Below are 23,067 nucleotides of genomic sequence, written 5' to 3'. Positions count from 1 at the left end.
GACCCCTCGCCGGCACGGCCCGCTCAGGCCACGCGGTCGACGAGCGTCTCGTCGTCGACGACGAGGTTGTACGCCTCCTCGTCGTCGTTCCAGAGCGCGAGAACGTTCTCGAAGACGAGCACGTCGCCGTAGTCGGCGTCGGCCACATCGGCGTTCAGCACGGTGTCGCGCGTGCGGACGGCGTAGTGGTCGACCGCCTCGCTCCCGTCGCCGATTTTGAACACCTGGTTGTTCCCCTCCGAGAGGTCGTGGCTCAGTTTGACCGCCAGCAGGTCGATGCGGTTCGTGACGTGGCGTTCCATCTCGGCCATCTTGGCGAACCGCGCGGGGTTGCCGCGCACGTCGAGGCGGCGCTCGCCGTCGGTGCGGAGGACGCTGTACGAGTACTGCACGTCCACGTTGACGAAGATGCCCTCGTCCTCGTCGCCCGCGCGGCCCTCGTCGAGGCGGCGCTGGAACCCCGGCACGTCGAGGTCGGGCCGCACGTCGAACGACCAGCCGCGGTCCGAGGGCGCGTAGCCGTCCCAGAGGCGGAGCGTCGGCGAGTACACCGTCACGTCGCCGTCGGCCGGCGCGACCTCGCGTTCGACCTCGCGGAGGCCGATGCTCGTGTTTCTGTCCGCCGGCGCGATGGCGACGATTGCGCCGTCGGCGGCGAGCGCGTCGAGGTAGTTCTCGACGACCGCGGCGGGGTCGTCGAGTTCGCTCAGGACGCTGGCGAACAGGACGATATCGTACTCGCCGTCGGGGGCGAACGCCTCGGCGGTCTCGCGGTGGACGGTCGTCCGGAAGTTCCGGCGCGTCTCGCCGAGCATCCGGTCGAGCACGTCCGCGGAGGCGCTCGGTTCGACCGCGTGGTAGTCTACGACCGAATCGTCGGGGAGGTAGTCGTGGAGGCCGAGCGCGGGGCCGCCCGTCCCGGCGCCCACGTCGAGCACGCGGGGGTTTCGCGGGAGTAGGCTCCGCTCCGCGAGGTCGGAGAGGACGTAGCCGACGGCCGCGTAGTAGTCGGGGAGGTGGTATATCGCGTAGCCGAGCGCGGCGTCCTCGTCGTACTCGACGGGGTTGCCCCGGTAGTAGTCCTCTTTCAGTTGGCGGACGCGCTCCCGGAGGCGGTCGCCCGACTCACCGACGTGCCAGTTCGCGCCGTAGCGCCCGATGAGCAGGTCTTCGAGGGCGAAGGAGTAGTCGTCGGGGAAGGCTTCGGGCGACCAACGCTGGAGCGGCGCGGGGTCGTCGCTCGCGGGGACGAACGTGCCGTCGTCGCGCTCGAACAGGCCGAGGTCGTGGGCCTCCTCGCGGAGCGTCTGTTTCACCACGGCGGGGTGGGGCGCGCCCTCGATGTAGTCGGCTATCTCGTCGGGGTCGATGGGGCGGACGTTTCTGAGGTACTTCGCGTTGTCGCGGACGGCGTCTCTGTCTATCATCGGTGGGCTGTGGAGCGAGTCGCCGTCGCCCGCGCGGGAGGATGTCGGCCCGCCGCGGGGCGTCGGCGTCGGCGTCTCCCTTCACTCGTCACTCGACGGGGTCGTGCTTGTCGGTCTGGTCGCGGGTGCGGTCGTCGGCGCTCGCGTCGCCCGCATCGCCCGCGGAACCGACGCCGGCGTCGTCGCCACGGGAGACGCGCCGGTAGAGGTCGGCGAACGCCTCGTCGTCCGCCGCCGCGAGGTCGCGGGCCGCGTCGGCGACGCGGTCGGCCCCGCCGCCGAACGATGATTGGATGTCCGCGTACACGCGCGGGGTACCGCCGGACACGGAGGCGACGAGTTCGTCGAGCGCGGCGGAAATCGGCGTGGCGAACTCCTCGCGCACGTCGTCGGCGGCGAGGCCGAACGCGAGGACGGCGGCGTGAGCCGCCGCCTGCACCGTCTCCATCGCCGCGTCGTGTTCTTCGGGCGTCGTCTCGAAGACGCGGTTGCCGGCCGCGTCGAGGTCGGAGAGCAGGGCGTCTGTGTACGCGCCCGGTTCGTCGGTGACGGCGGCGACGTTGCCGGGGGCGTTGTGCGGGGCGAAAAGCGGGTGGAGGCTGAGGCGCTCGCGGTCGGGGAGGTGGTCGCGCATCGCCGCCACCGGGGGTCCCATCGCACCGGTCACGTCGCACATCGCGGCGTCCGCGCGGCGGGCGTTGCCGGCGACGGCGTCGGCCGCGAGGCGCATCGGGACCGCGAGACAGACCACGTCGAACCGCTCGTCGCCGTCCAGTGGGACCGCTCGCCCGCCCAGCGCGTCCGCTGCGGCGACCGCTTTCTCGGGGTCCGCGTCGGCGAACGCGAGGTCGGCGTCGACGGTGCGGCCGAACCAGCGTCCCATTGCGCCCGCGCCGACGATGAGCACGTCCATCGGTACGGGTGTGGAGGTGCGGCGGGCAAAAGGGAATCGGTGGCGGCGGGTGTGGCGAGACGCTCACCCGCGCCCGACCCGCAAACCGCGTTCAACCGACTCCCGGTGTCCGAACCGTCAAGTGGTCGTTAGCCGATAGGAAACCATGGCATTCGATGATGTTGATTTCGAGGGTCGGACGGCCTTCATCACGGGAACCAGTCGCGGCATCGGCAAGGCCATCGCGCTCGACTTGGCCGACCGGGGCGCGAACGTCGTCTCGACGGGCAAGACCGTCGACGGGCGCGAGGACCTCCCCGGAACCATCGTCGAGACGACGGAGGAGATACGCGAGCGCGGCGGCAACTCCATCTGGTGTCAACTCGACGTGCGCGACGACGCCTCCGTGCAGACCGCCATCGACGAGACGGTCGACGCCTTCGGCGGCATCGACTTCGTCGTCAACAACGCGGGCGCGATTCACATGGCCGGCTTCGAGGACACGCCGCCGAAGCGGTTCGACCTCCTCATGGACGTGAACGCCCGCGGCGCGTACGCGACGACGCACGCCGCACTCCCGCACCTCCGCGAGAGCGACCACGCTCACGTCGTCACCTTCTCGCCGCCGATGCCCGCCCGCCCCGCGCCGGGGAAGGTGGCCTACGCGCTCTCGAAGTACGGCATGACGTTCATCGCGCAGTCGCTCGCGGGCGAACTCGACGCCGACGACATCGGCGTGAACGCGCTGTGGCCGGTCGCGGCCATCGAGTCCGAGGCGACGCGACACTTCGGGATGGGAACGCCCGAGGACTGGCGCACCCCGCAGATTATGTGCGACGCCGTCGCCGAACTGTTCTCGCGCGACCCGACCGACTGCACCGGCAACGCGTTCTACGACGAGGAACTGCTGGCCGAGGCGGGCGTCGACGACTTCTCGCCGTACGCCGTCGTCGAGGGGAGCGACCCCGGTCCGATGTCGGCCCAGCTGTTCGACCCGGCGTACGAACGCTGACCCCGATTATCGGCGGTGAGACTCGGAGCCGGACGTTTATCTTCAATGAACTCGAAATACTGTGCGATGAGTTCATGCGTCGGCGCTGTGAACCCGGTCTCTCCGACGCGATATTCTACCGAATCGGCAATTAGACTTAACTACCGGTGGGGAATCGCATAGCGCATGGAGTTCCCTCGCCTCCCGACACGCGACACGAGCGGCCAGAAGGTCGTCCTCCCGGACGACTTAGAGGGTGAACAGACGCTCGTGCTCATCAGCTTCGACCGCCGCCAGCAGTCGTTGGTCGGGTCGTGGCGCGGGTTCGCAAAGGAGTTGTGCGAGACGTACGGGCATTTCGAGTACTACGAACTGCTCGTCCTCGGCGGGCGAAGCGGGATGATGCCGCCGATGTCCGGCGGCGGGATGTCTCCGGAGGCGGCCCGGAGCCGACCCCACGACAACGCGCTCATCGCGCGGGTGGACAAGACCGCGCTCCAGCGCCGCCTCGGACTGCTCGGGGAGGGCAACATCTACGCGCTTCTCATCGAAGACGGGACGGTCGTCCGGCAGGCCGCGGGCGTGCTCACGCCCGAGACGGGCGACGCGCTGGAGGACCTCTTGAAACAGTGGCGCGAGGCCAACTCCGGCTGGACCGACGCGTCGCCCGCCGGCAGCCCGACCGGCGACAACGCCCTCGACAGCTGATTTTCCGGGTCCGGGTCGAGTCGGATTCCGCTTCCGGTCCGGATTCCGTTTCCGTTTCTGCTCCCGCTCTGCGCTCTCGTTTCAGAACCGACTACTCGACGACGAGCTCGACCGGGTACTCCGTCAGGTTCTCGTAGCCGTCCTCGGTGACGACCACGAGGTCTTCGATTCTGACGCCGCCGATGTCGGGGTCGTACAGCCCCGGCTCGATAGTGATGACGTGGCCGGTCCGAAGCTCCTCGCCGCTCGGACTCAAAGACGGGAGTTCGTGCACGTCGAGGCCGACGCCGTGGCCGGTGCTGTGGATGAAGCCGGTCTCCGCCGAGGGGTCGGCGCGGAGCGTGCTCTCGCCGGCCGCCTCGTACACGTCGCAGACGGCGTCGTGGACGTCTTTGCCGGTCGCGCCGGGTTCGACGGCGTCGAGGGCGGCCTCGAACGCCTCCTCGGTGAGGTCGAACCACTCGCGGATTTCGGGCGACGGCTCGCCTTTCACGAACGTCCGGGTCATGTCGCCGTTGTACTTCGTCTCCTTGTCGCGCGGGAAGATGTCGATGATGACGGGCTCGTCGGCCCGAAGCGGGCCGCTCCCGCGGTCGTGCGGGTCGGCGGCGTCGGCTCCGCAGGCGACGATGGTCTCGTCGAGGGCGCAGCCGTGGCGCAGCAGCGTCACCTCGATTTCCTCTCTGACGCGCTCGCTCGTCAGCGGCTCGCCCTCGTAGGTGAGCGTGCCGTCGTCGGCCACGTCGGCGTCGCGGATGAGGCCCTCGGCGGCGCGCATCGCGGCCTCGTTGGCGTCCTGTGCGGCGTGGATATGTTCGACTTCCTCGTCGGCTTTCACCGCGCGGATGTTCGTGAGCACGTCGTCGGTCTCGGCGTCGACCGCGACGCCCTCCTCGCGCAGGGCGTCGGCAGTGCCGAGCGGGAAGTCCGCGGGGACCGCGAGCGAGTCGACACCGTGGTCAGCGAGAAACGCCGCGACCGTCTTGGCCTTCCCGACGACCGCGCCGTGTTCGGCGTGGTTGTCGCGGTAGTCGTAGTCCGAGAGTCGAGAGACGGTGTCGGCGCGGCTCTCCTTTTTCGCGCGGCCGAACTCCAGCGTCGAGACGAGGAGGTGGATTCCCGCGGGCGTGTAGAGCGTCACGTACGGGTCCGGCGCGTCGAACCCGGAGAGATACAGCTGGTTGGAGTCGCTGCCGTCGGCCGAGATGAGATAGCCGTCGAACTCGTCGCCGAGGAACTCGGCCAACGGTGAGAAATCGGGTTCCATACTCCGGGGTTCGCCCGGCCGATAGTAAAGCTCTCGCGTCGCGGTCGGCGGGTTCCGGTATCGGCACCGCGACACGCCTCTTCGGGCGAGAGACGCGCCGCGGATAGACCGCCGGAACTCGCCGCGGGCGGTGACTGAGTGCCGCAATCCCGGCACGACTCGTCCGCGGTTGCGGCGGTTCGCCGCCGGCCGTACGATACGCTCTCCCGCGATATATGTTTGTTGGCAGACACGAAATCGAACGACCGCGCCGTCGTCGCCGTCCGGGAGAACGTCGCCGCGTCCGGTACCCTGATACCGGACCCTGCCGACCCCTCGCGTATGGACGCGCACGTCTCCCCGTCTCGGGTCACCGGACGCACCCGAGCGCCGCCGTCGAAGAGTTACACCCACAGAGCCGTCCTCGCTGCGGGTTACAGCGACGAGGCGGTCGTCCGCGACGCGCTCGTCAGCGCCGACACCAAGGCGACCATGCGCGCGGTCGAGGCGTTCGGCGGGTCGGTCGACCGCGACGGCCAGACGGTCGAGGTCGCCGGCTTCGGCGGCCGCCCGGGCACGCCCGACGACGTGGTCAACTGCGAAAACTCGGGGACGACGATGCGCCTCGTCACCGGCTGTGCCGCCCTCGGAGAGGGCCTGACGGTCCTCACGGGCGACGCGTCGCTCCGGTCGCGGCCCCACGGCCCGCTTCTCGACGCCGTCTTCGACCTCGACGGCCGCGCCGAGAGCACGCGCCGAAACGGACAGGCCCCGCTCGTCGTCGGCGACGGCATGACCGGCGGCACGGTCGAGATTCCCGGCGACGTGTCCTCGCAGTTCATCACGGCGCTCCTCATGGCCGGCGCGGTCACGGAGGAGGGCATCGACGTGGAACTCACGACGGAACTCAAGTCCTCGCCGTACGTCGATATCACGCTCGAACTCCTCTCTGACTTCGGCATCGAAGCAACCCGGACCGACGATGGCTTCTCAGTCCCCGGCGGCCAGTCGTACGCCCCCGAGGGCGGCGCGTACAGCGTCCCCGGCGACTTCTCGTCTATCTCCTATCTGCTCGCGGCCGGCGCGGTCGCCGGCGCGGAGGGCGAAGACGTTGTCATCGAGGGCGCGCGGCCGTCCGCGCAGGGCGACAGCGCCATCGTCGACATCGTCCGCGACATGGGCGCGACGGTGGACTGGGACGAGGACGCCGGCGAACTGGTGATCTCCGCGGCCGACCTCACGGGCACGACCGTGGACGTGGGCGACACGCCCGACCTGCTGCCGACCATCGCGGTCCTCGGCGCTATCGCCGACGGCGACACGGTCATCGAGAACTGCGAGCACGTCCGGTTCAAGGAGACCGACCGCGTGAGCGCGATGGCGGAGGAACTCGCGGAGATGGGCGCGAACGTCACCGAGCAACGAGACCGCCTCACGATTCACGGCGGCGAGACAGACCTCGTCGGCGCGGCGGTCGACGGCCGCGGCGACCACCGCATCGTCATGTCGCTGGCCGTCGCCGGCCTCGTCGCGGACGGCGAGACGACGATTACGGGCAGCGAGCACGTCGACGTGTCGTTCCCGAACTTCTTCGAGGCGATGCGCGACCTCGGTGCCGAGATGACCGAGAACTGAAGGCGCGACCCCACAGCGACCCGCACGGACAGAACTTTTTTCGCCCGCACGCACGCCGACGGTGGTATGTTCGACGCCGACGCGCAGGCGCTCCGCGAGCGACAGTCGGACGGCGAGTACCTTCTGCCGGCCTACGACGACTGGTGTTTCTCGCGGATTCCGGGGACCGTCGCAGACCTGCTCGGCGCGGACGCCGGCCCGCGACTCCCCGCGCCGGCGACCGACGGCTACGACGGCGTGTCGCGCGTGGTCGTCTTCCTCGTCGACGGCTTCGGCCTCGCCCAATGGGACGGCGAGCGCGACCGGATTCCCTTCCTCCGGGAGTTCGAGCGCGCGGGCCGGGTCACGCCGCTCACCTCCGTCTTCCCCTCGGAGACGGCCGCCGCGCTGAACACGTTCCACTCGGGGGCGCTCCCGGCAGAACACGGCGTCGTCGGGTGGTACGTCTACGACCCCGACGCCGACGAACAGTTCGAAGCGCTTCCGTTTCTCAAGAGCGACGGAACGCGACCCGAAGGACTCGACTTCGAGGACGTTGCGGACGCGGACCCGATATACCCCGCGCTGGCGGCGGCGGGCGTCGAGACGCACCACGTGACGCCGTTCCCGTCGGCGGAGACGGTCCCGCACACCTACGACTCCGAGGACCTCTCGACGTTCTCGGACGCCTTCACCGAGGCCGCCGAGGAGGCCGCGGACCCGTCGTACATCTTCGCGTACCTCCCCCAGACCGACGCCGTGGCCCACGCCGAGGGTGTCGACTCCAGCGAGTACCGCGAGACGGCCGCCGAGACGTTCGACCGGGTCGCTAAAGCCGTCGAGACGCTCGTCGAAACGACCGACGAAGACGGCGCGGGCGAGACGCTCGTCTGCGTCACCGCCGACCACGGCCTCGTCGACACCGACCCCGAGCGCAACCCCGACCTCTCGAAGCCGCCGTTCGACCTCGTTTCGGACCTGCGGACGCTCACTGACGGGACGCCGATTCGGTTCTCGGGGAGTCCGCGAAACGTCCACCTCCACCTGAAGGAAGACCGAATCGACCCGGTCTACGAGACGCTCACGGCGGAACTGGACGCGAGAGTCCTTCGGAGACGAGAGATACTCGACGCCGGCCTGTTCGGCTCCGACCCGTCCGAGACGTTCACGCGGCGACTCGGTGACCTCGTGGTCGTCCACCGCGACCTCGGCGTCTGGTACGGCGACGAGGACGGGGGCAAACTCGACTTCGTCGCCATGCACGGCGGTCTCCACCCCGACGAGATGCTGATTCCGTTCGCCACGGCGACGCTCGACTCACTCCGCTGAGTCGGCGTCGGGGCCGCGACCCGTCACGCCCGTCTCCTTCACGACGGCGTCGACCCACCAGAGTTTGAGGACCATCACGCCGAGCGTGCCGAGGAGCGTGCCGACCGGCCTGCGCCGAAGCGCCGAGACGACGGCGTAGACCGTGACCGGGACGTTGAGCACGTTGAGCACGTTCGGGTAGTCCAACCCCATCGTCCCCCGCCCGGCGTCGAGCCACGCGCGCTCTGCGAGGACGATTCGACTGAGGTAGTTGTCGGTGCGCGCGGGCCGCGGGAACAACACCGGGTTGACTGCGGTGAAGGCGACGGCGGCGAGAAAGAGCCGGCGGTCCCGGCGGTAGACGGCGTACATCAACACCGGGTAGACGAGGATGCGCGTGCCGGCGCTCCACGGGTTGGCGTGGCGCTCCCAGAACGTCGCTTCGAAGCGGTCGCGGAGGCCGGAAGCGGATGCGTCGGCGGCGGCGGGGTCGGAGTCGAGAGCGGAGGCGGCGGGGTCGGTGGAGGGCGGTGAATCCATACGCTCGGTTCGTCCGCGTCGAGCATGAACGTGGGGGCGCCGAACCCCCGCCCACGATTGCACCTTTCTACAAACACTAAATGGGCGGCCACTCGAGGGGCGGGTAATGAACGGCAACGAATTCGGTCGTCTCTTTCGGATGACCACCTACGGCGAGAGCCACGGCGACGCGATGGGCGTCACGATATCCGGCTGCCCCGCCGGCGTGGAGCTGTCGGTCGAAGACGTGCAGCACGAACTGGACCGACGGAAGCCGGGCCAGTCGATGATTACGACGAGCCGCGGCGAACCGGACGCCATCGTCGTCAACTCCGGCGTGCAGGACGGCTACACGACGGGCACGCCCATCGGGATGGTCGTCCAGAACAAGGACGCCCGCTCGGGCAAGTACGAGCCGTACGTGACCGCGCCGCGGCCTTCCCACGGCGACTTCACGTACTCCGCGAAGTTCGGCACGCGCAACTGGGGCGGCGGCGGGCGCTCCTCGGCGCGCGAGACGGTGAACTGGGTCGCCGCCGGCGCGGTGGCGAAGCAGGTCATCGAGCAGAGCGACTACGACATCGAAATCAAGGCGCACGTGAACCAGATCGGTGACGTGGAAGCGCCCGAGGTGTCGTTCGACGACTTGCGCGAACACACCGAGGAAAACGACGTGCGCTGTGCGCACCCCGAGACGGCGGCGGAGATGCAGGAACTCATCGAGGAGTACCAGAAGGAAGGCGACTCCATCGGCGGCTCGATTTACTTCGAGGCGCAGGGCGTCCCGCGCGGCCTCGGCGCGCCGCGGTTCGACTCCTTCTCGGCGCGACTCGGACAGGCGCTCATGTCGGTGCCGGCTGCGACGGCGTTCGAGTTCGGCCTCGGCCGCGAGGCCCGCGAGTGGACCGGCCACGACCGAAACGAGAACTGGGAGTTTGACGAGGGCGAGTCGCAAAGCGACTCGGAAGACGCGAGCGGTGACGAACCGCGAGCGCACGGCGACCCCCGACCGGTCGGCAACAAACACGGCGGCATCCAGGGCGGCATCACGACCGGCGAACCGGTGTACGGCGAACTGACGCTCCACGCGCCCACGTCCATCCCGAAGAAACAGCGGACCGTCGACTGGGAGACCGGCGAGGAAAAGGAGATTCAGGTCGTCGGCCGGCACGACCCCGTGCTCCCGCCCCGCGGCGTCCCCGTCGTCGAGGCGATGCTCTACGTGACCGTCCTCGACTTCATGCTCCTCGGCGGACGTATCAACCCCGACCGCCTCGACGGGCAGGCCGGCGAGTACGACACGCCGTACCACCCGTCGAGTCCCGACAACGAGTAGCGAACCCGATTCCGAGTTATCGTTCACTCTATTCCGCGGGCGTGACAGTCCGTTCGTCCACTTTCGACGGTGGGAGAGTGAGTCAGTTTAACAATATTAAGACCTTCATTATCTTTACTTGTTAATCCATAGCAAAGTCTTTAATCGGACCCTCCCCAACTTTTCAGGTAGCGCCCCAGCGGGGCCGTGAGCTCAACATATGACTGACCACGAACTTATCTGGCGTATCGCAGGGGGTTCCGGTGACGGTATCGCCTCGACGAGCCAGAACTTCGCCAAAGCCCTGATGCGAGCGGGGCTACACGTTTTCACGCATCGACACTATCCGTCGCGCATCCGCGGTGGCCACACGTACACGGAAGTGCGCGTCAGCGCCGACCCCGTCAAGTCCCGCGGTGACGGGTACAACTTCCTCCTCGCGCTCGGTGACTCCTTCGCCCGCAACCCGAGCGAGGGTGCCTACTACGGCAACGAGGAGATTAAGCCGCTGTCGGAGAACCTCGACGAACTCGACGAAGGCGGCGTCATCGTCTACGACTCCGGCCTGCTCGACGCCTCCGAAATCGAGGACTTCGACGAGCGCGTCGAAGAGAACAACTGGCACGTCTACGACATCGACCTGCGCACCATCGCCCGCGAGCACGGTCGCGAGGTCATGCGCAACACCGCCGGTGTCGCCGTCACGTGCGCCATCGCCGGCATCGAACCCGACGTCATCAAGAGCCTGATGTCGGACGCGATGCCCGACAAGATTCTCGAACCCAACCTGACCGTCTTCGACGACGCCTACGAGATGGTCCAAGAGGAGTACGACGTCGAGGCTCCCGACGTGTCCGCGCCGACCGGCGAACACGACGAAGAGCAGGTGCTTCTCTCCGGCTCCGACGCCATCGCGTACGGTGCCATCGACGAAGGCTGCCGCTTCATCGCGGGCTACCCGATGACCCCGTGGACGGAAGTCTTCACCATCATGACCCAGAACCTCCCCGAACTCGGCGGCATCTCCGAGCAGGTGGAGGACGAAATCGCCGCGGCCGCGCTGGCAATCGGTGCCTCTCACGCGGGCGTCAAGGCGATGTCCGGGTCGTCCGGTGGCGGCTTCTCGCTCATGTCCGAGCCGCTCGGTCTCGCGGAAATCACCGAGACGCCGCTCGTGCTCGTCGAGGCCATGCGCGCCGGCCCCTCGACGGGGATGCCGACGAAGCCCGAGCAGTCCGACCTCGAACACGTCCTCTACACCTCGCAGGGCGACTCCCACCGCATCGTCTTCGCGCCCGGCAACGCCGCCGAGGCGTACTACCAGACGCGCAAGGCGTTCCAGATCGCCTACGAGTACCAGATTCCGTCCATCGTCCTCTACGACCAGAAGCTCGGCGGCGAGCTCTCGAACGTCCCGGCGTCGGTCTTCGACGAGGAGCCGAACGCCGACCTCGGCTCGGTCCTGACGGAAGCGGAACTCGAAGACGCGCCGCACGACGACTCCGGCAAGTACCAGCGCTTCCAGCACGACACCGAAAACGGCGTCTCGCCGCGTTCGCTGCCGGGCCAGAAGGGCGGTCGCTACCTCGCAACGGGTAACGAGCACATGCCCGCGGGTCACATCTCGGAGTCCCCCGAGAACCGCGTCGCGCAGATGAACCGCCGCATGCAGAAGGTCGACAACATCCGTGCCGAACTCGACGCCGACGGCGAGTTCAACACGGTCCACGGCGACGAGGACGCCGACCTCGGCCTCATCACCTTCGGCAGCCAGCAGGGCACCGTCGAAGAGGCCGCCGACATCCTCAACGAGAAGGGCCACTCGGTCAAGGTCCTCGGCGTCTCCGAGATGATGCCGTTCCCGAAGCAGCAGGTCGCGGAGTTCCTCGATAGCGTCGACGAGGCGCTCGTCGTCGAGATGACCGCCTCCGCCCAGTTCCGCGGACTCATCTCCAAGGAACTCGGCGGCTACGGCGACCAGATGTCGAGTCTCCTCAAGTACAACGGCAATCCGTTCGAGCCCGCCGACATCGTCGAGGGCTTCGAGACGGCGCTCCTCGAAGGCGAGGAGCTCCCAGACAACCGCACGAAGTTCGTCCCCAAGGTGGGTGAATAAATCATGAGTGCATTCAGCGCAATCGGTGAAGAAACGGAGCAGGACCAAAACGAGTTCACCCCCGGACTCGAACCCCAGCCGACGTGGTGTCCGGGCTGCGGTGACTTCGGTGTCCTCAAGGCGCTCAAAGGCGCGGCGGCCGAACTCGGCCTCTCGCCCGACGAGATGATGGTGACGACCGGCATCGGCTGTTCCGGCAAGCTCAACAGCTACTTCAACAGCTACGGCTTCCACACCATCCACGGCCGCTCGCTGCCCATCGCCCGCGCCGCCAAGCTGGCGAACCCCGGCCTGACCGTGGTCGCCGCCGGCGGCGACGGTGACGGCTACGGCATCGGTGGCAACCACTTCATGCACACCGCCCGTGAGAACCACGACATCACCTACATCGTGTTCAACAACGAGATCTTCGGCCTCACGAAGGGTCAGACCTCGCCCACGTCGCCGATGGGTCACAAGTCGAAGACCCAGCCCCACGGCTCGGCCAAGACGCCGCTGCGTCCGCTCTCGATGTCCCTGAACGCCGGGGCGTCGTACGTCGCGCGGACCGCGGCCGTCAACCCGAACCAGGCGAAAGACATCATCGTGGAAGCCATCCAGCACGACGGCTTCTCCCACGTCGACTTCCTCACGCAGTGTCCGACGTGGAACAAGGACGCCCGTCAGTACGTCCCGTACATCGACATCAACGACTCCGACGACTACGAGTTCGACAACACGAACCGCTCGGAGGCCTCCGAGATGATGTTCGAGACGGAGAACGCCCTCCACGAGGGAACCGTCCTCACCGGCCGGTACTACGTCGACGAAGACCGCCCGTCCTACCAGCAGGAGAAACAGCGCATCGGCGAGATGCCCGAAGAGCCGCTCGCGGAGCGCTACTTCGACGACTCCTACGAGTGGGAGCGGACGTTCGACAACTTCCTCGACAAGCACAAGTAACGCCGCCGACGCCGTCTCGGCGCTCGGTTTTCGGCCGGTAGCCGCGCCGGTTCGATGTGACCGAGAACCCTTTTCGGATTCGCAAGATATTTTTCTCCCGTAGGAAAACCAACGGGCATGGAAACCACGTCCACGGAGGGACGCATCCTCGCGGTCTTGGAGGAAGACGCGAAAGCGTCGTACGCCCAGATTGCAGACCGGGCGGACGTGTCGAAGCCGACGGTTCGGAAGTACATCCGCAAACTCGAAGACGACGGCGTCATCATCGGCTACTCCGCCGACATCGACCCGAAGAAACTCGCCGGACAGTCCATCGCCATGGTCGGCATCGATGCGACCAGCGAGCGCTACGTCGAAGTCACGCGCATTCTCAAGGAACTCGACTCGGTGGAGGCGCTCTACACCTCTTCCGGCGACCACATGCTGATGGCCGAGGTCCGCGCCGTCGACGGCGACTCCCTCGGCGACGTCATCTCCGACGAGATTTTGTCTATCGACGGCGTCACGGCCGCACACCCCTCGTTCCTCCAAGAGCGACTGAAGTAACGCGACCGGCTCGGCCGAGAAGCCGACGACCGCGACCGACTCGCCGCGTCCGTTCCCTCCCGCTTTACTTTCGCCGCGCTATCTGAAGCTTCAGGTGCGTCGCGCCCGTCCACTCGACCATGGCGGAGGAGACGCTGCCGGGCACGGCCGACGACGACGACGGTCCCGACAGCATCGTCCTTCACGTCGACATGGACTGCTTTTACGCCGCCTGCGAGCGCCTGCGCGAACCCGAACTCGAAGGCGAGCCGGTGGTCGTCGGCATGGGCTACGAGCCCGGCGAGGGCCACGGCGCGGTCGCCACCGCGAGCTACGAGGCTCGCGAGTTCGGCGTCGAGAGCGCCCAGCCGATTTCGACGGCGCTCGAACGCCTCCCGCGCATCGACGACCTCGGCCCCGACGACGACCCCGCGGCGGCGGGCCGCTACCGCACCGTCGACCTCGAGTTCTACAAGCGCGTCGCCGCCGACGTGAAGGCGATTCTCCACGACTGCGCCGACGTGGTCCGCGAGGTGAGCATCGACGAGGCCTACCTCGACGTGACCGACCGGACCGCGTGGGACCTCGCGGCCTCGGGCGACCGGACGCTGGCGGAGGGCTTCGCCCGCTACGTGAAACAGCGCATCGCCCGCGAGGTCGGCGTCGCGGCCTCCATCGGCGTCGCGCCGAACATGTCGACCGCGAAAATCGCCTCCGACTTCGACAAGCCCGACGGGCTGGTCGTCGTCCGCCCCGGCGAGGTTCGGTCGTTCCTCGAACCGATTCCGGTCGAGGAGGTCCACGGCGCCGGCCCCGTGACGGCCCGGAAACTCGGGTCGCTCGGTATCGAGACGGCGGGCGACCTCGCCGCGGCCGACGCGTCGGTCCTCGAAGCCGAGTTCGGCTCCCGCGGCCGCGAACTCCACGAGCGGGCGCGGGGCTACGACGACCGGGCGGTCACGCCGACGGGCCGGCCCAAGAGCCTCTCGCGGGAGTCGGCGTTCACCGACCCGACGGCTGACATCGAGGACAAACGAGAGGTCGTCCGCGCCCTCGCGGCCGACGTGGCCGACCGCGCGCGCTCCCGCGGGGCGATGTACCGGACCATCGGCATCAAGGTGGTCGTCCCGCCGTTCGACATCAACACGCGAGCAACGTCGCTTTCCGGGCCCGTGGACGACCCCGAACTCGTCGAGTCGGTCGCGCTCGACCTGCTCGACGCCGAGTTCGCGGAGACGACCGTCCGAAAACTCGGCGTCCGCGTCTCGAAGCTCTCCTTCGCGGACGCCGACCAGTCGAGCCTCGACGGCTGGGAGTCCGCGGAGGCGGACGAGACGGGCGGCGACGGCGACGAGCGCGTGAGCGACGGAACCGAAGCGACCGCCGGCGACGACGGTGACGACGAGTCCCCGAACACCGGCGGCGAGGCCCCCTCGCGGGGCGGCCAGTCGTCGCTCGTCGAGTTCGACTGACTCCGGGGACCGACGGGGCGAGGGGGAGGAACTATGGCGTCCGAGGGAGTCCACCAAATCGGATGACGGATTCGGACACGGAAACCATCTCGGTCGCCGAGATCAGCGACGGTCCAGGGGGAGAGGGAACCGAAGAACCGGGGACGACGGTCGACCTGCCGGTGGTCGACATCCTCACCGGTCGGGGGTTCGTCACGGGCAAGTCGGGGTCGGGCAAGTCGAACACGGCGTCGGTCATCATCGAGAACCTGCTGTCGGCGAACTTTCCGGTGCTCATCGTCGACACCGACGGCGAGTACTACGGCCTCAAACAGGAGTTCGAACTGCTCCACGCCGGGGCCGACGACGAGTGCGATATCCAGGTGAGTCCTGAACACGCCGAGCGACTCGCCACGCTCGCGCTCGAACAGAACGTGCCCATCATCCTCGACGTGTCCGGCTACCTCGACGACGCGGCCTCCGACGAACTGGTGACGGAAGTCGCAAAACACCTCTTCGCGAAGGAAAAGAAGCTCAAGAAGCCGTTTTTGATGCTCATCGAGGAGTGCCACGAGTACATCCCGGAGAAGGGCGGGATGGACGAGGCGGGCAAGATGCTCATCAAAATCGGGAAGCGCGGCCGCAAACACGGCCTCGGCGTCGTCGGCATCTCCCAGCGCCCCGCCGACGTGAAAAAGGACTTCATCACCCAGTGCGACTGGCTCGTCTGGCACCGCCTCACCTGGCGCAACGACACCAAGGTCGTCGGGCGCATCCTCGGCTCGGAGTACGCCGACGCCATCGAGGACATGGGCAACGGCGAGGGCTTCCTCGTCACCGACTGGTCCGAGTCGATTCGGCGCGTGCAGTTCCACAAAAAAGAGACGTTCGACGCGGGCGCGACCCCCGGCCTCGACGACTTCGAGCGCCCCGACCTGAAGTCCGTCGACGGCGACCTCGTCTCCGACCTCAAGGAGATATCCGACGAGAAGGCGAGACAGGAGAGCCGCATCGCAGACCTCAGACAGGAAATCGACAAGAAGGACGCTCGGATTCGACAGCTCGAACGGGAGTTAGAGGAGGCGCGGGACCTCTCGCGGATGGCCGACCAGTTCGCGCAGGCGATGTTCCAGAAGGCCGAAGCGCCCTACCGCGGCGGCGACGGTCGCAACCTCAACCGCCCCGCCGACAAGCAGGCCGCCCTCGGCGAGTACAACGGAAGTGCCGACGGCGACGTGGGGGACGCGGCTGCCGACGCCGCGGCCGACGCCGACTCCGGCGACGACGGGGCCGCAGACGCAGACGCGCCGTCTCGACAGCTCGAAGCGCCCTCCGGACCGCCGTGGCCGACTCACGGACTGCTCTCCGAGCGCGACGAGGCGGCGGCCGACGGCACGGGCGGGCCGAGCGGCGCGGGCACGGCGAGCGAGGCGGCCCCGCCGGCCGACGACGAGTCGTGGCTGGCGGACGCCGAGATGGGCGACTTCCAACCGGCCGAACTCCATCCCGCGCCGGGCGCGGAGAGCCGCCGCGATGTCGTCGACCGCATGACGGCCATCATCGACGCGTTGGGTGACGCCCACCACGGGATGCTCGCGCACTACCGCGAGCGCGGCGTCTCCGACCCGTTGGCGGCCCACGTCGCCGCGGGCGAGACCGGCGACCAGCACCTCGCCTACGGGCGAAATCGGTCGCTTCGTCGGGCGGGATTCATCAGACACGCCGGCCGCGGGAAATACGAGTACGCGCTGCCGGACCTCGTGAGCGACGAGTACGCGGACCTCTTGGGCGACGACGAACTCCGAGAGACGGTCGCGGCTATCGAGGCGTCGTTCGTCGAAGAAGCGGCCGACGGCGAGTAGGCTCGAGGCGAGGAGACTCGGGCCGTCGGCCGGAGTCAGGGCGGGTTTTCGACGCGCTTACAGCCCGGAGACGAGGTCTTCGAGCGCCGCGCGCGGGTCGTCGGCCTTGGCGACGCCGGAGGCGAGCAGGATGCCGGACGCGCCGAGCTCCTCGGCGGTCACCACGTCGTCGCCGGTCGAGATGCCAGCGCCGCAGTAGACCTCCACGTCCTCGTCCACGTTGGCCGCGGCGTCGACGGCGTCGGTGACGATGCCGGGGTCGGCCGTCGCGACGGAGACGTCGCCGCCGATGAGTTCCGGCGGTTCGACGGCGACCGAGTCGGGGCCGAGCGCGGAGACCGCACCGATTTGGGCGGGGTTGTTGGCGCAGACGCAGGTTTCGAGGCCCGCTCGCTCGGCGGCCTGGACGGAGCCGTCGATGTCAGCGAGCTTCAGGCGCTTTTCGGAGTGGTTGATGAGCGTGCCGACCGCGCCGGCCTCGGCGACGGCCTCGGCGAGGGTGCTGCCGGTGTGGCTGCCGTGGCCGTTCGGGTCCACGTGCTGGGCCCACGTCTCGACGCCGGTGTCTGCGACGCGGGAGATGTCGGCCGCCTGCGGGGAGACGGCGATGCGGACGCCGGACGCCTCGGCCACGTCGCGCGCGGCGGTGGCGACTTCGATGGGGTCACACGGGTACGCCTTGAGGTTGACTAGGATGAACACAATCGAACTCGCGTCCGGCGAGACTAATAGATTGGTTTTCGTGGACGCGATTGCCACGAGACGGCGTCTCGCGGGCGGAAAATCGTGACAAACGAAACGGAGACGCAGGCGCGTCGTTCCCGCGACGGGTCGGCGTCGGGTGCTTCCGATTAGTCCTTACGTTTGACTACGTCGCCGAGGGTGGTGGTCGTGGAGCCGCCGCCGGACCACTCGGAATCGTCGTCGCTCTCGCCTTCGACCAGCGAGATGTCGAGCTTGCGCTCGATTTTCTTCCGGACGGAGTCCGGCGGCATGATGTCGCCGCGTTCGAGCTTGCGGATGAGGCTCGCCTTCTCGTTGAGCGACTGGGCGAGTTCCTCTTGGCTCAGTCCGCGGGACTCCCGCGCCTGCCGGATGCGGTCGTCGTAGTCGGTCGCGATTTCGTCCATGTCGTCGAACATGTCGCGGCGGCGCGTCTTCGACGACGAGGAGGAAGACGACCCCGAGGAGCGAGAGGAGTTCGAGCCCGACGAGGAGGAGGTGGAGTACTTCGTGCTCGCGCTGGAAGTCGACTCGGTGCGGACCTCCGTGCCGAACTCGGCGCAGTCGTCACACAGCTGCAGTTCTGCGCCTTCGACCTTCACAGTCTTCAGAGAGGCTTGGTCGGAGCCGCACATCTCGCACTGAGGCATACACTCACGTACCCGCCCGCCGCGTATAAAAGGCACGCCACCGGCCACCGAATCGACGCGGTCGGGTTGTGACGGAACCGTACCCGGAACGCGGCCCTTCCGGCTTACTGGCGTCCGAGACGCTGCCGAACCTGCCGTCGGAGCGGTTCCGTGACAACCCGGTGGCCCCGTCGGTAAACGACGAGGTACGAGACGGGGAGCGCCGCGGCGAACGCGACGATGAGCCCGCGCCCCTGTGTGAACGGGTCCGGTGGGAGCGTGAACGCGCCGGCGACGTACGAGGCCGCACCGGCGAGCATCACGGCGAGCGCGGCGCGTTCGGTCCTCGACGGCGGTCGCCGTCTCGACGACCCGCTGACGAAAAACAGCAGATACGCGACCAGTCCGACCGGAACGAAGGCGACGAGCGCCCCGAGGAGGTTCGGAAAGCCGTGGCCGCGGGCGGCGGCGTTCTGCGAGACCCAAAGCGACGTGGCGACGAGGACGACGACCGGAACGAAAAACAGCGTCGCCTCCGCGGGCGACGGAACGATGGATGGCACGAATCGTCGTTATTCGTGTCACTTCATAGTGGTTTTGGCGGACTTTCGGGACAGTCAGCACCGCGCCTCGTCCGCCAGCGGGAGCGCCAGTTGGACGGTGCTCCACCCGTCGCGCCGGTCGTAGTCGACGCGGCCGCCCGCGGACTCGACGACCCACTTGACGACCCACAGCCCCAGCCCGGAGCCGTGGCTGAGCTGGGTGATGTCCTCGTCGCCGAAGACGGCGGCCCACTCGATTTCGGGGATGCCGTCGCCGTCGTCGCTGACGCGGAGCGTCGCGTCGTTCTCGCAGCGCTTCGCCTCGATGCGAACCGTCACGTCCTCGGGAGTGTGTTCGAGCGCGTTCTCCACGACGTTGGCGAGCGCCTGCGTGAGTTTCGGCCCGACGGACACCAGAAGCGACGGCGGGAGGTCGAGGTCGAACGTCGCCGCGGGGTACCGAGTCCGCCGCGGTTCGACGACGGCGCGGACCGTCTCGGTCGCGTCGACCACCTCGTCGGGCCGCTGGTCGTCGAGGACCGCCGCGGCGGTCCGGGCCTTCTCGCTGACTCGGAGGAGCGTCTCCGTGTGGTCGGCGATTTGCGCCGCCCCGTGGTCGACGCGCGGGTCGGCCGTCGCTTCGCGTATCTCCTCGGCCATCCCGAGGACGACGTTCATCTCGTTTCTGAGGTTGTGCCGGAGGACGCGCTGGAGCACCTGTAAGTGCTCTCTGGCCCGGCGCTGGCTGGTGATGTCGGAGTAGATGGAAAAGCCGTACTGCTTCCCGTCGCCGCGACTGTACGGGATGCCGCGGTAGAGGAACTCGCGTCTGCCCCACGCGGTCTGCCGGGTGACGATGGCGTGGTTTGCCTTCCCGTCGGCCGTCCGCTGGTCGAAGTCGACCGCCTCGTCGTCGGCGTCCGGCGGGACGATGAAGTCGTTGAGCGACTCGCCGCGAATCTCGTCCGCGTCGTAGCCGAAGACGCTCTCGAACCCCGGATTGACCGCCCGAACGACCGGCTCGATGCCGACGATTTCGAACTCGATGACCGCGTCGTCGATGAGGTCGAACAGGTGGTCGAAGCGGTCGCGCTCGGTGTCCAGTCGCGCGGTCGTCGGTTCGGACGGCTCGCGGCAGACCGCGCCGACGACCCGGTTCGCGTCGGAGTCGGAGTCGAAGCGGTCGCCGTCCCCGTCCCCATAACCACCGCCGTCGCCGCCGCGGTACGGGGCGAACTCGAGTTCGATGTCGATTTCGGCTGGCGCGTCCCCGACCGCCGGCCCATCGTCACCCGCCGAGAGCCGACAGCGGCACCGACGGCTGTCCCACCCGCTCGCCCTTCGCACGGCGTCGAGCGTCCCGCGAACGCCCGGCCAGTCCCCGTCGCCGACGAAGTCGGAGAGCGGTCGCCCCCGGAGCGCCGCGGCGTCCGCGCCGAGATGCGCCGCGAACTCGTCGCTCGCGTGGATTACGGTTCCCGCCGCGTCGACGACGAACATCAGTCGCTGAGCGTCGCGTACGGCGGTCGGTCCCGCGTTCGGAGCCGGCGAGTCGCCACCGAGACGCCCGCCGGTTCGGTCACGAACTCGACGGACTGTGCCGCGCCGTCGCGGGCGATATCGGCTCCGCCGGCGCGTCTCGGGCCGCACCCCACGTCGAGAACTCCGTCGTGCGAGCGCGTCACGGCCGAACACGCTCCAGATTCAAAACTGAGGATAACCGAATCGAACGCCGGTATCGTCCCCGATACAGACGATGTGGAGTATAATTCAAAATCATTTGAGGACGGTAACTGGTGATAATCTCAATCATATAAATCTGGTTTAGCGGGCAACATCCACACCCGACGCGGGGCGGTCCCACTTGGTTACGGGAGAGAAACGGATGCTAGAGCGGACCGAAAGAGCGCGCCGCGGCGACCGGCTCGGGGTCGCGTCGCCCCGCGCCGAACTGAGTCGATTCGGGCGTGGGGCGTGGTTGGCTGAGTCGAAGTTTGACGGGGCGGGGAAGGTCAGGTCAGGTCGCCCCACGCGCCCCAGAAGCGCTGGACTGCGGTGAGGTGGCCGACGACGGCGAAGAACACGAGGAGCCAGCCGGCGAGCGTCAGCCCGCCGACGGCGTCGGGGTAGACGGCGGACGCGAGGCCGACGAGGCCCATGAGCGCCAGTCGGTCGGCGCGCCCGACGAGGCCGCCGTAGGCGCGCCCGAGGCCGACCGCCTGAATCTGCGTGCCGAGGTAGGAGGTCATGAGGACGCCCGTGACGGCCGCGAGGCCCAGCGCGAACGAGTCGATGCCGGCGGCGAGGCCGACGAGGACGACGATGTCGGCGTAGCGGTCCAGCACGTGGTCGAGCAGGTCGCCGGCCTTCGAGGAGACGCCCTGCTCGCGGGCGAGCGCGCCGTCCACGAGGTCGAGCCAACCGTTACAGAAGACGAACACCGCGCCGAGACCGTACCAAAGCGGGTCGGCGAGGCCGAAGGCGACGCCGGCGGCGACGGCGAAGCCGAAGGCGACGACGCTCACGCCGTTCGGCGAGAGGCCGACCGCGTCGGCGACGGAGACGAACGGGGCGAGCAGCTTGTCGGCGGTGTCGCGGTACTGGTCGAGCGTCATAGGTAGTCGATGAAGTCGACGGTTCCCGCCGAGGGTTCGCGCTCGCCTGAGACGACCGCCGCGATGTCGTCGGCGACGGCGTCGGGGTCGCGGTCGGTCGTGTCGATTTCGTACACCGCGTCCTTGCCGTGGAACTCGACGGCCTCGCCGAGAATCACGTCCAGAGCCTCGGACTCGCGGTTCTCGCGTGCCTTGGCCTCGGACTCGCCGCGGTCGAGGAGACGCTGTTCGAGTACGTCGGGGCGACAGCGAAGCACGACCACGCGGTCGGCCTCGAAATGGTGTGCGAGGTGGCTCTCGACGATGCCGTCCCAATCACCGAGCTCGTCGCGGGCGGCGTCGAGGTCCACGACGAGCGTATCGCGGTCCTTGTCGCGCTCGGTCCAGAGGCCCTCGTCTTTCACGAGTCGGTTGAGGTGGACGACGTCGAGGTCGAGGTCGGCGGCGACGCGCTCCGTCGCGGTGGTCTTTCCGGTGCCGGGCGTGCCGGTGACGACGACTCTCACGCCGTCGGCACCTCCGAGACGATGCGGTTGAGCACGTCCACGGCGCGCTTGGTCTGGGCTTCCGTGCCGCAGGAAACGCGGATGCACTCCGGCAGGCCGAAGCTCCCGCAGTCGCGGACGATGACGCCCTCGCGCTGGGCGGTCTCGGTGACGGCTGTGGCGTCGCCCACCTCGACGAGGACGAAGTTGCCCCCGCTTTCCCACGTCGGCGCGTCGAGGTGTTCGCGGAGGTAGTCGCGGGACCACCGGGCCGACTCGACGGATTTCTCGACGTGTTCCTCGTCGTCGAGCGCGGCGAGCGCGGCGCGGCAGGCGACCTCGCTGGCGGCGAACGGCGTGTTCACGCGGGCGTAGGCGTCGGCCCACGCCTCGGGCACGCAGGCGTAGCCGATGCGGAGGCCGGCCAGCCCGTACGCCTTCGAGAACGTCCGCAGGACCGCGACGTTGTCGTACTCCGAGAGGAGGTCGATGGCCGACGGCTCCTCGGCGAACTCGCCGTAGGCCTCGTCGACGACGAGGAGCGTGTGCTCTTCGACGGACTCGGCCAGTTCGACGAGTTCCTCCCGCGGGAGCACGGAGCCGGTGGGGTTGTGCGGCGTCGTGAGGTAGACCATGCGCTCGCCGTCGTAGGCGTCGAGGACGAGGTCGGCAGTCTGCTCGAAGTCGTCGCCCTTCGACACCTCGTACTGGACGGCGTCGCCGTGGTGGTAGCGGGCGCTCATCGAGTAGTACGAGAAGCCGGGCGACGGTTCGAGAATCCGGTCGTCCGGTTCGAGCATCGCGCGGGTCAGGTAGTCGATAGAGCCGTCAGCGCCGGGCGACACCCAGACCTGTTCGGGTGCGAGGCCCCACTTGTCGGCGAGGCGTTCTGTCAGGTCCGTGTGGGCGGTTTTCGGGTAGACGCTCACGGTCGGCGCGGCGTCCTCGATGGCCGCGACCGCCTTCGGACTCGGGCCGTGGGGGTTCTCGTTCGAGGAGAGTTTCGTCAGGTCCTCGGGGTCCATCCCGAGTTCGCGGGCGACCTCCTCTGTCCCGCGGCCGGGTACGTAGGGAGCGTGCGCGGAGAGGTCCCGTGGTTGCATGGTCGGAAAATGCGGGTCGCGGTTCTTAAGCGTGCGTACTCCGGGTCGGTGCGG

Annotated in this window: 22 protein-coding genes; 10 read left to right on the top strand and 12 right to left on the bottom strand. The window is 68.3% G+C overall.

Translation table 11 applies throughout. From position 1 onward, the window contains the following. Positions 1–23: 23 nt before the first annotated feature. Together ACSR87_RS14215 and ACSR87_RS14210 are read right to left on the bottom strand one after the other, a co-directional pair. Positions 24–1,427, bottom strand: a complete 1,404-nt coding sequence (locus ACSR87_RS14215; protein WP_498530907.1) for a small ribosomal subunit Rsm22 family protein — start codon at positions 1,425–1,427, stop codon at positions 24–26. 88 nt (positions 1,428–1,515) lie between these two features. After that, positions 1,516–2,340 (bottom strand): prephenate dehydrogenase/arogenate dehydrogenase family protein, encoded by an 825-nt coding sequence (locus ACSR87_RS14210; RefSeq protein WP_498530906.1) that lies wholly within the window; start codon positions 2,338–2,340, stop codon positions 1,516–1,518. Positions 2,341–2,485: 145 nt separating this feature from the next. On the opposite strand from ACSR87_RS14210, the gene ACSR87_RS14205 reads away from it, so the two are divergent. After that, positions 2,486–3,331, top strand: a complete 846-nt coding sequence (locus ACSR87_RS14205; protein ID WP_498530905.1) for an SDR family oxidoreductase — start codon at positions 2,486–2,488, stop codon at positions 3,329–3,331. Positions 3,332–3,496: 165 nt separating this feature from the next. Further along, the gene (locus ACSR87_RS14200) at positions 3,497–4,018 is read left to right on the top strand and encodes a hypothetical protein (protein WP_430639354.1); all 522 of its coding nucleotides are present in this window, start codon (positions 3,497–3,499) and stop codon (positions 4,016–4,018) included. 91 nt (positions 4,019–4,109) lie between these two features. Here the strand turns inward: ACSR87_RS14200 and ACSR87_RS14195 are convergent, their stop codons facing one another. Further along, entirely contained in the window at positions 4,110–5,285 is a 1,176-nt protein-coding gene (locus ACSR87_RS14195; RefSeq protein ID WP_498530904.1) for a M24 family metallopeptidase, read from the bottom strand. Between the two features lie 321 nt (positions 5,286–5,606). Between ACSR87_RS14195 and aroA the strand changes: the two genes are divergently transcribed. Together aroA and ACSR87_RS14185 are read left to right on the top strand one after the other, a co-directional pair. Further along, positions 5,607–6,899 (top strand): 3-phosphoshikimate 1-carboxyvinyltransferase, encoded by a 1,293-nt coding sequence (aroA, locus tag ACSR87_RS14190; protein ID WP_498530903.1) that lies wholly within the window; start codon positions 5,607–5,609, stop codon positions 6,897–6,899. A gap of 66 nt (positions 6,900–6,965) precedes the next feature. Next, on the top strand, positions 6,966–8,207 hold the full coding sequence (locus tag ACSR87_RS14185) for an alkaline phosphatase family protein (protein ID WP_498530902.1): 1,242 nt from the start codon (positions 6,966–6,968) through the stop codon (positions 8,205–8,207). On the opposite strand, the gene ACSR87_RS14180 is transcribed toward ACSR87_RS14185, so the two are convergent. Further along, the gene (locus tag ACSR87_RS14180; RefSeq protein WP_498530901.1) at positions 8,196–8,726 is read right to left on the bottom strand and encodes a DUF6653 family protein; all 531 of its coding nucleotides are present in this window, start codon (positions 8,724–8,726) and stop codon (positions 8,196–8,198) included. The genes ACSR87_RS14185 and ACSR87_RS14180 overlap by 12 nt on opposite strands. 106 nt (positions 8,727–8,832) lie before the next feature. On the opposite strand from ACSR87_RS14180, the gene aroC reads away from it, so the two are divergent. From aroC to ACSR87_RS14150, 6 genes are all read left to right on the top strand, one after another. After that, the gene (aroC, locus tag ACSR87_RS14175; protein ID WP_498530900.1) at positions 8,833–10,041 is read left to right on the top strand and encodes a chorismate synthase; all 1,209 of its coding nucleotides are present in this window, start codon (positions 8,833–8,835) and stop codon (positions 10,039–10,041) included. Positions 10,042–10,240: 199 nt separating this feature from the next. Further along, positions 10,241–12,136 (top strand): 2-oxoacid:acceptor oxidoreductase subunit alpha, encoded by a 1,896-nt coding sequence (locus ACSR87_RS14170; protein ID WP_498530899.1) that lies wholly within the window; start codon positions 10,241–10,243, stop codon positions 12,134–12,136. A 3-nt stretch (positions 12,137–12,139) separates the two neighbouring features. Then, positions 12,140–13,078, top strand: coding sequence for a thiamine pyrophosphate-dependent enzyme (locus tag ACSR87_RS14165; protein WP_004043633.1), 939 nt, complete (start codon positions 12,140–12,142; stop codon positions 13,076–13,078). Between the two features lie 117 nt (positions 13,079–13,195). Beyond that, positions 13,196–13,624, top strand: coding sequence for an HTH-type transcriptional regulator LrpA1 (gene lrpA1 / locus ACSR87_RS14160; protein WP_004043634.1), 429 nt, complete (start codon positions 13,196–13,198; stop codon positions 13,622–13,624). Positions 13,625–13,743: 119 nt separating this feature from the next. After that, complete coding sequence (gene dinB, locus ACSR87_RS14155; protein WP_498530898.1) at positions 13,744–15,075, top strand: DNA polymerase IV; 1,332 nt, start codon at positions 13,744–13,746, stop codon at positions 15,073–15,075. A gap of 62 nt (positions 15,076–15,137) precedes the next feature. After that, complete coding sequence (locus ACSR87_RS14150; protein ID WP_498530897.1) at positions 15,138–16,916, top strand: helicase HerA domain-containing protein; 1,779 nt, start codon at positions 15,138–15,140, stop codon at positions 16,914–16,916. Positions 16,917–16,973: 57 nt separating this feature from the next. Here the strand turns inward: ACSR87_RS14150 and tpiA are convergent, their stop codons facing one another. The 8 genes from tpiA to hisC form a co-directional block, all read right to left on the bottom strand. Further along, complete coding sequence (tpiA, locus tag ACSR87_RS14145) at positions 16,974–17,618, bottom strand: triose-phosphate isomerase (protein ID WP_004043637.1); 645 nt, start codon at positions 17,616–17,618, stop codon at positions 16,974–16,976. A gap of 149 nt (positions 17,619–17,767) precedes the next feature. Beyond that, on the bottom strand, positions 17,768–18,289 hold the full coding sequence (locus ACSR87_RS14140) for a multiprotein bridging factor aMBF1 (RefSeq protein WP_081597081.1): 522 nt from the start codon (positions 18,287–18,289) through the stop codon (positions 17,768–17,770). A 104-nt stretch (positions 18,290–18,393) separates the two neighbouring features. After that, positions 18,394–18,831 carry a hypothetical protein gene (locus ACSR87_RS14135; RefSeq protein ID WP_498530896.1) on the bottom strand — a complete coding sequence of 146 codons (438 nt, stop codon included), beginning with the start codon at positions 18,829–18,831 and terminating at the stop codon, positions 18,394–18,396. A gap of 54 nt (positions 18,832–18,885) precedes the next feature. Next, on the bottom strand, positions 18,886–20,310 hold the full coding sequence (locus ACSR87_RS14130) for a PAS domain-containing sensor histidine kinase (RefSeq protein ID WP_498530895.1): 1,425 nt from the start codon (positions 20,308–20,310) through the stop codon (positions 18,886–18,888). After that, a complete protein-coding gene (locus ACSR87_RS14125) occupies positions 20,310–20,495 on the bottom strand; it encodes a hypothetical protein (RefSeq protein ID WP_008573978.1) in 186 nt (61 codons plus the stop codon). The genes ACSR87_RS14130 and ACSR87_RS14125 overlap by 1 nt, the downstream gene beginning before the upstream one ends. Before the next feature lie 327 nt (positions 20,496–20,822). Continuing rightward, positions 20,823–21,425: a CDP-alcohol phosphatidyltransferase family protein gene (locus ACSR87_RS14120; protein WP_004043642.1), complete on the bottom strand. Its 603-nt coding sequence runs from the start codon at positions 21,423–21,425 to the stop codon at positions 20,823–20,825. Next, positions 21,422–21,931 (bottom strand): adenylate kinase family protein, encoded by a 510-nt coding sequence (locus tag ACSR87_RS14115; protein WP_498530894.1) that lies wholly within the window; start codon positions 21,929–21,931, stop codon positions 21,422–21,424. Before ACSR87_RS14115 ends, ACSR87_RS14120 begins: the two co-directional genes overlap by 4 nt. Further along, complete coding sequence (gene hisC, locus ACSR87_RS14110; RefSeq protein WP_498530893.1) at positions 21,928–23,013, bottom strand: histidinol-phosphate transaminase; 1,086 nt, start codon at positions 23,011–23,013, stop codon at positions 21,928–21,930. The genes ACSR87_RS14115 and hisC overlap by 4 nt, the downstream gene beginning before the upstream one ends. Positions 23,014–23,067 lie beyond the last annotated feature (54 nt).

This window comes from Haloferax sp. SDI50 (assembly GCF_059802635.1).
This window is presented reverse-complemented; position numbering and strand designations above follow the sequence as displayed.

What these genes read in the sequence shown, in the direction of transcription:
- aroC (WP_498530900.1), top strand. Translation starts at nt 8,833, where the DNA reads ATGAACGGCAACGAATTCGGTCGTCTCTTTCGGATGACCACCTACGGC.
- ACSR87_RS14200 (WP_430639354.1), top strand. Translation starts at nt 3,497, where the DNA reads ATGGAGTTCCCTCGCCTCCCGACACGCGACACGAGCGGCCAGAAGGTC.
- ACSR87_RS14140 (WP_081597081.1), bottom strand. Translation starts at nt 18,289, where the DNA reads ATGCCTCAGTGCGAGATGTGCGGCTCCGACCAAGCCTCTCTGAAGACT.
- ACSR87_RS14195 (WP_498530904.1), bottom strand. Translation starts at nt 5,285, where the DNA reads ATGGAACCCGATTTCTCACCGTTGGCCGAGTTCCTCGGCGACGAGTTC.
- lrpA1 (WP_004043634.1), top strand. Translation starts at nt 13,196, where the DNA reads ATGGAAACCACGTCCACGGAGGGACGCATCCTCGCGGTCTTGGAGGAA.
- ACSR87_RS14165 (WP_004043633.1), top strand. Translation starts at nt 12,140, where the DNA reads ATGAGTGCATTCAGCGCAATCGGTGAAGAAACGGAGCAGGACCAAAAC.
- aroA (WP_498530903.1), top strand. Translation starts at nt 5,607, where the DNA reads ATGGACGCGCACGTCTCCCCGTCTCGGGTCACCGGACGCACCCGAGCG.
- ACSR87_RS14210 (WP_498530906.1), bottom strand. Translation starts at nt 2,340, where the DNA reads ATGGACGTGCTCATCGTCGGCGCGGGCGCAATGGGACGCTGGTTCGGC.
- dinB (WP_498530898.1), top strand. Translation starts at nt 13,744, where the DNA reads ATGGCGGAGGAGACGCTGCCGGGCACGGCCGACGACGACGACGGTCCC.
- ACSR87_RS14180 (WP_498530901.1), bottom strand. Translation starts at nt 8,726, where the DNA reads ATGGATTCACCGCCCTCCACCGACCCCGCCGCCTCCGCTCTCGACTCC.
- ACSR87_RS14130 (WP_498530895.1), bottom strand. Translation starts at nt 20,310, where the DNA reads ATGTTCGTCGTCGACGCGGCGGGAACCGTAATCCACGCGAGCGACGAG.
- ACSR87_RS14205 (WP_498530905.1), top strand. Translation starts at nt 2,486, where the DNA reads ATGGCATTCGATGATGTTGATTTCGAGGGTCGGACGGCCTTCATCACG.
- ACSR87_RS14215 (WP_498530907.1), bottom strand. Translation starts at nt 1,427, where the DNA reads ATGATAGACAGAGACGCCGTCCGCGACAACGCGAAGTACCTCAGAAAC.
- ACSR87_RS14150 (WP_498530897.1), top strand. Translation starts at nt 15,138, where the DNA reads ATGACGGATTCGGACACGGAAACCATCTCGGTCGCCGAGATCAGCGAC.
- ACSR87_RS14185 (WP_498530902.1), top strand. Translation starts at nt 6,966, where the DNA reads ATGTTCGACGCCGACGCGCAGGCGCTCCGCGAGCGACAGTCGGACGGC.
- ACSR87_RS14170 (WP_498530899.1), top strand. Translation starts at nt 10,241, where the DNA reads ATGACTGACCACGAACTTATCTGGCGTATCGCAGGGGGTTCCGGTGAC.
- ACSR87_RS14120 (WP_004043642.1), bottom strand. Translation starts at nt 21,425, where the DNA reads ATGACGCTCGACCAGTACCGCGACACCGCCGACAAGCTGCTCGCCCCG.
- hisC (WP_498530893.1), bottom strand. Translation starts at nt 23,013, where the DNA reads ATGCAACCACGGGACCTCTCCGCGCACGCTCCCTACGTACCCGGCCGC.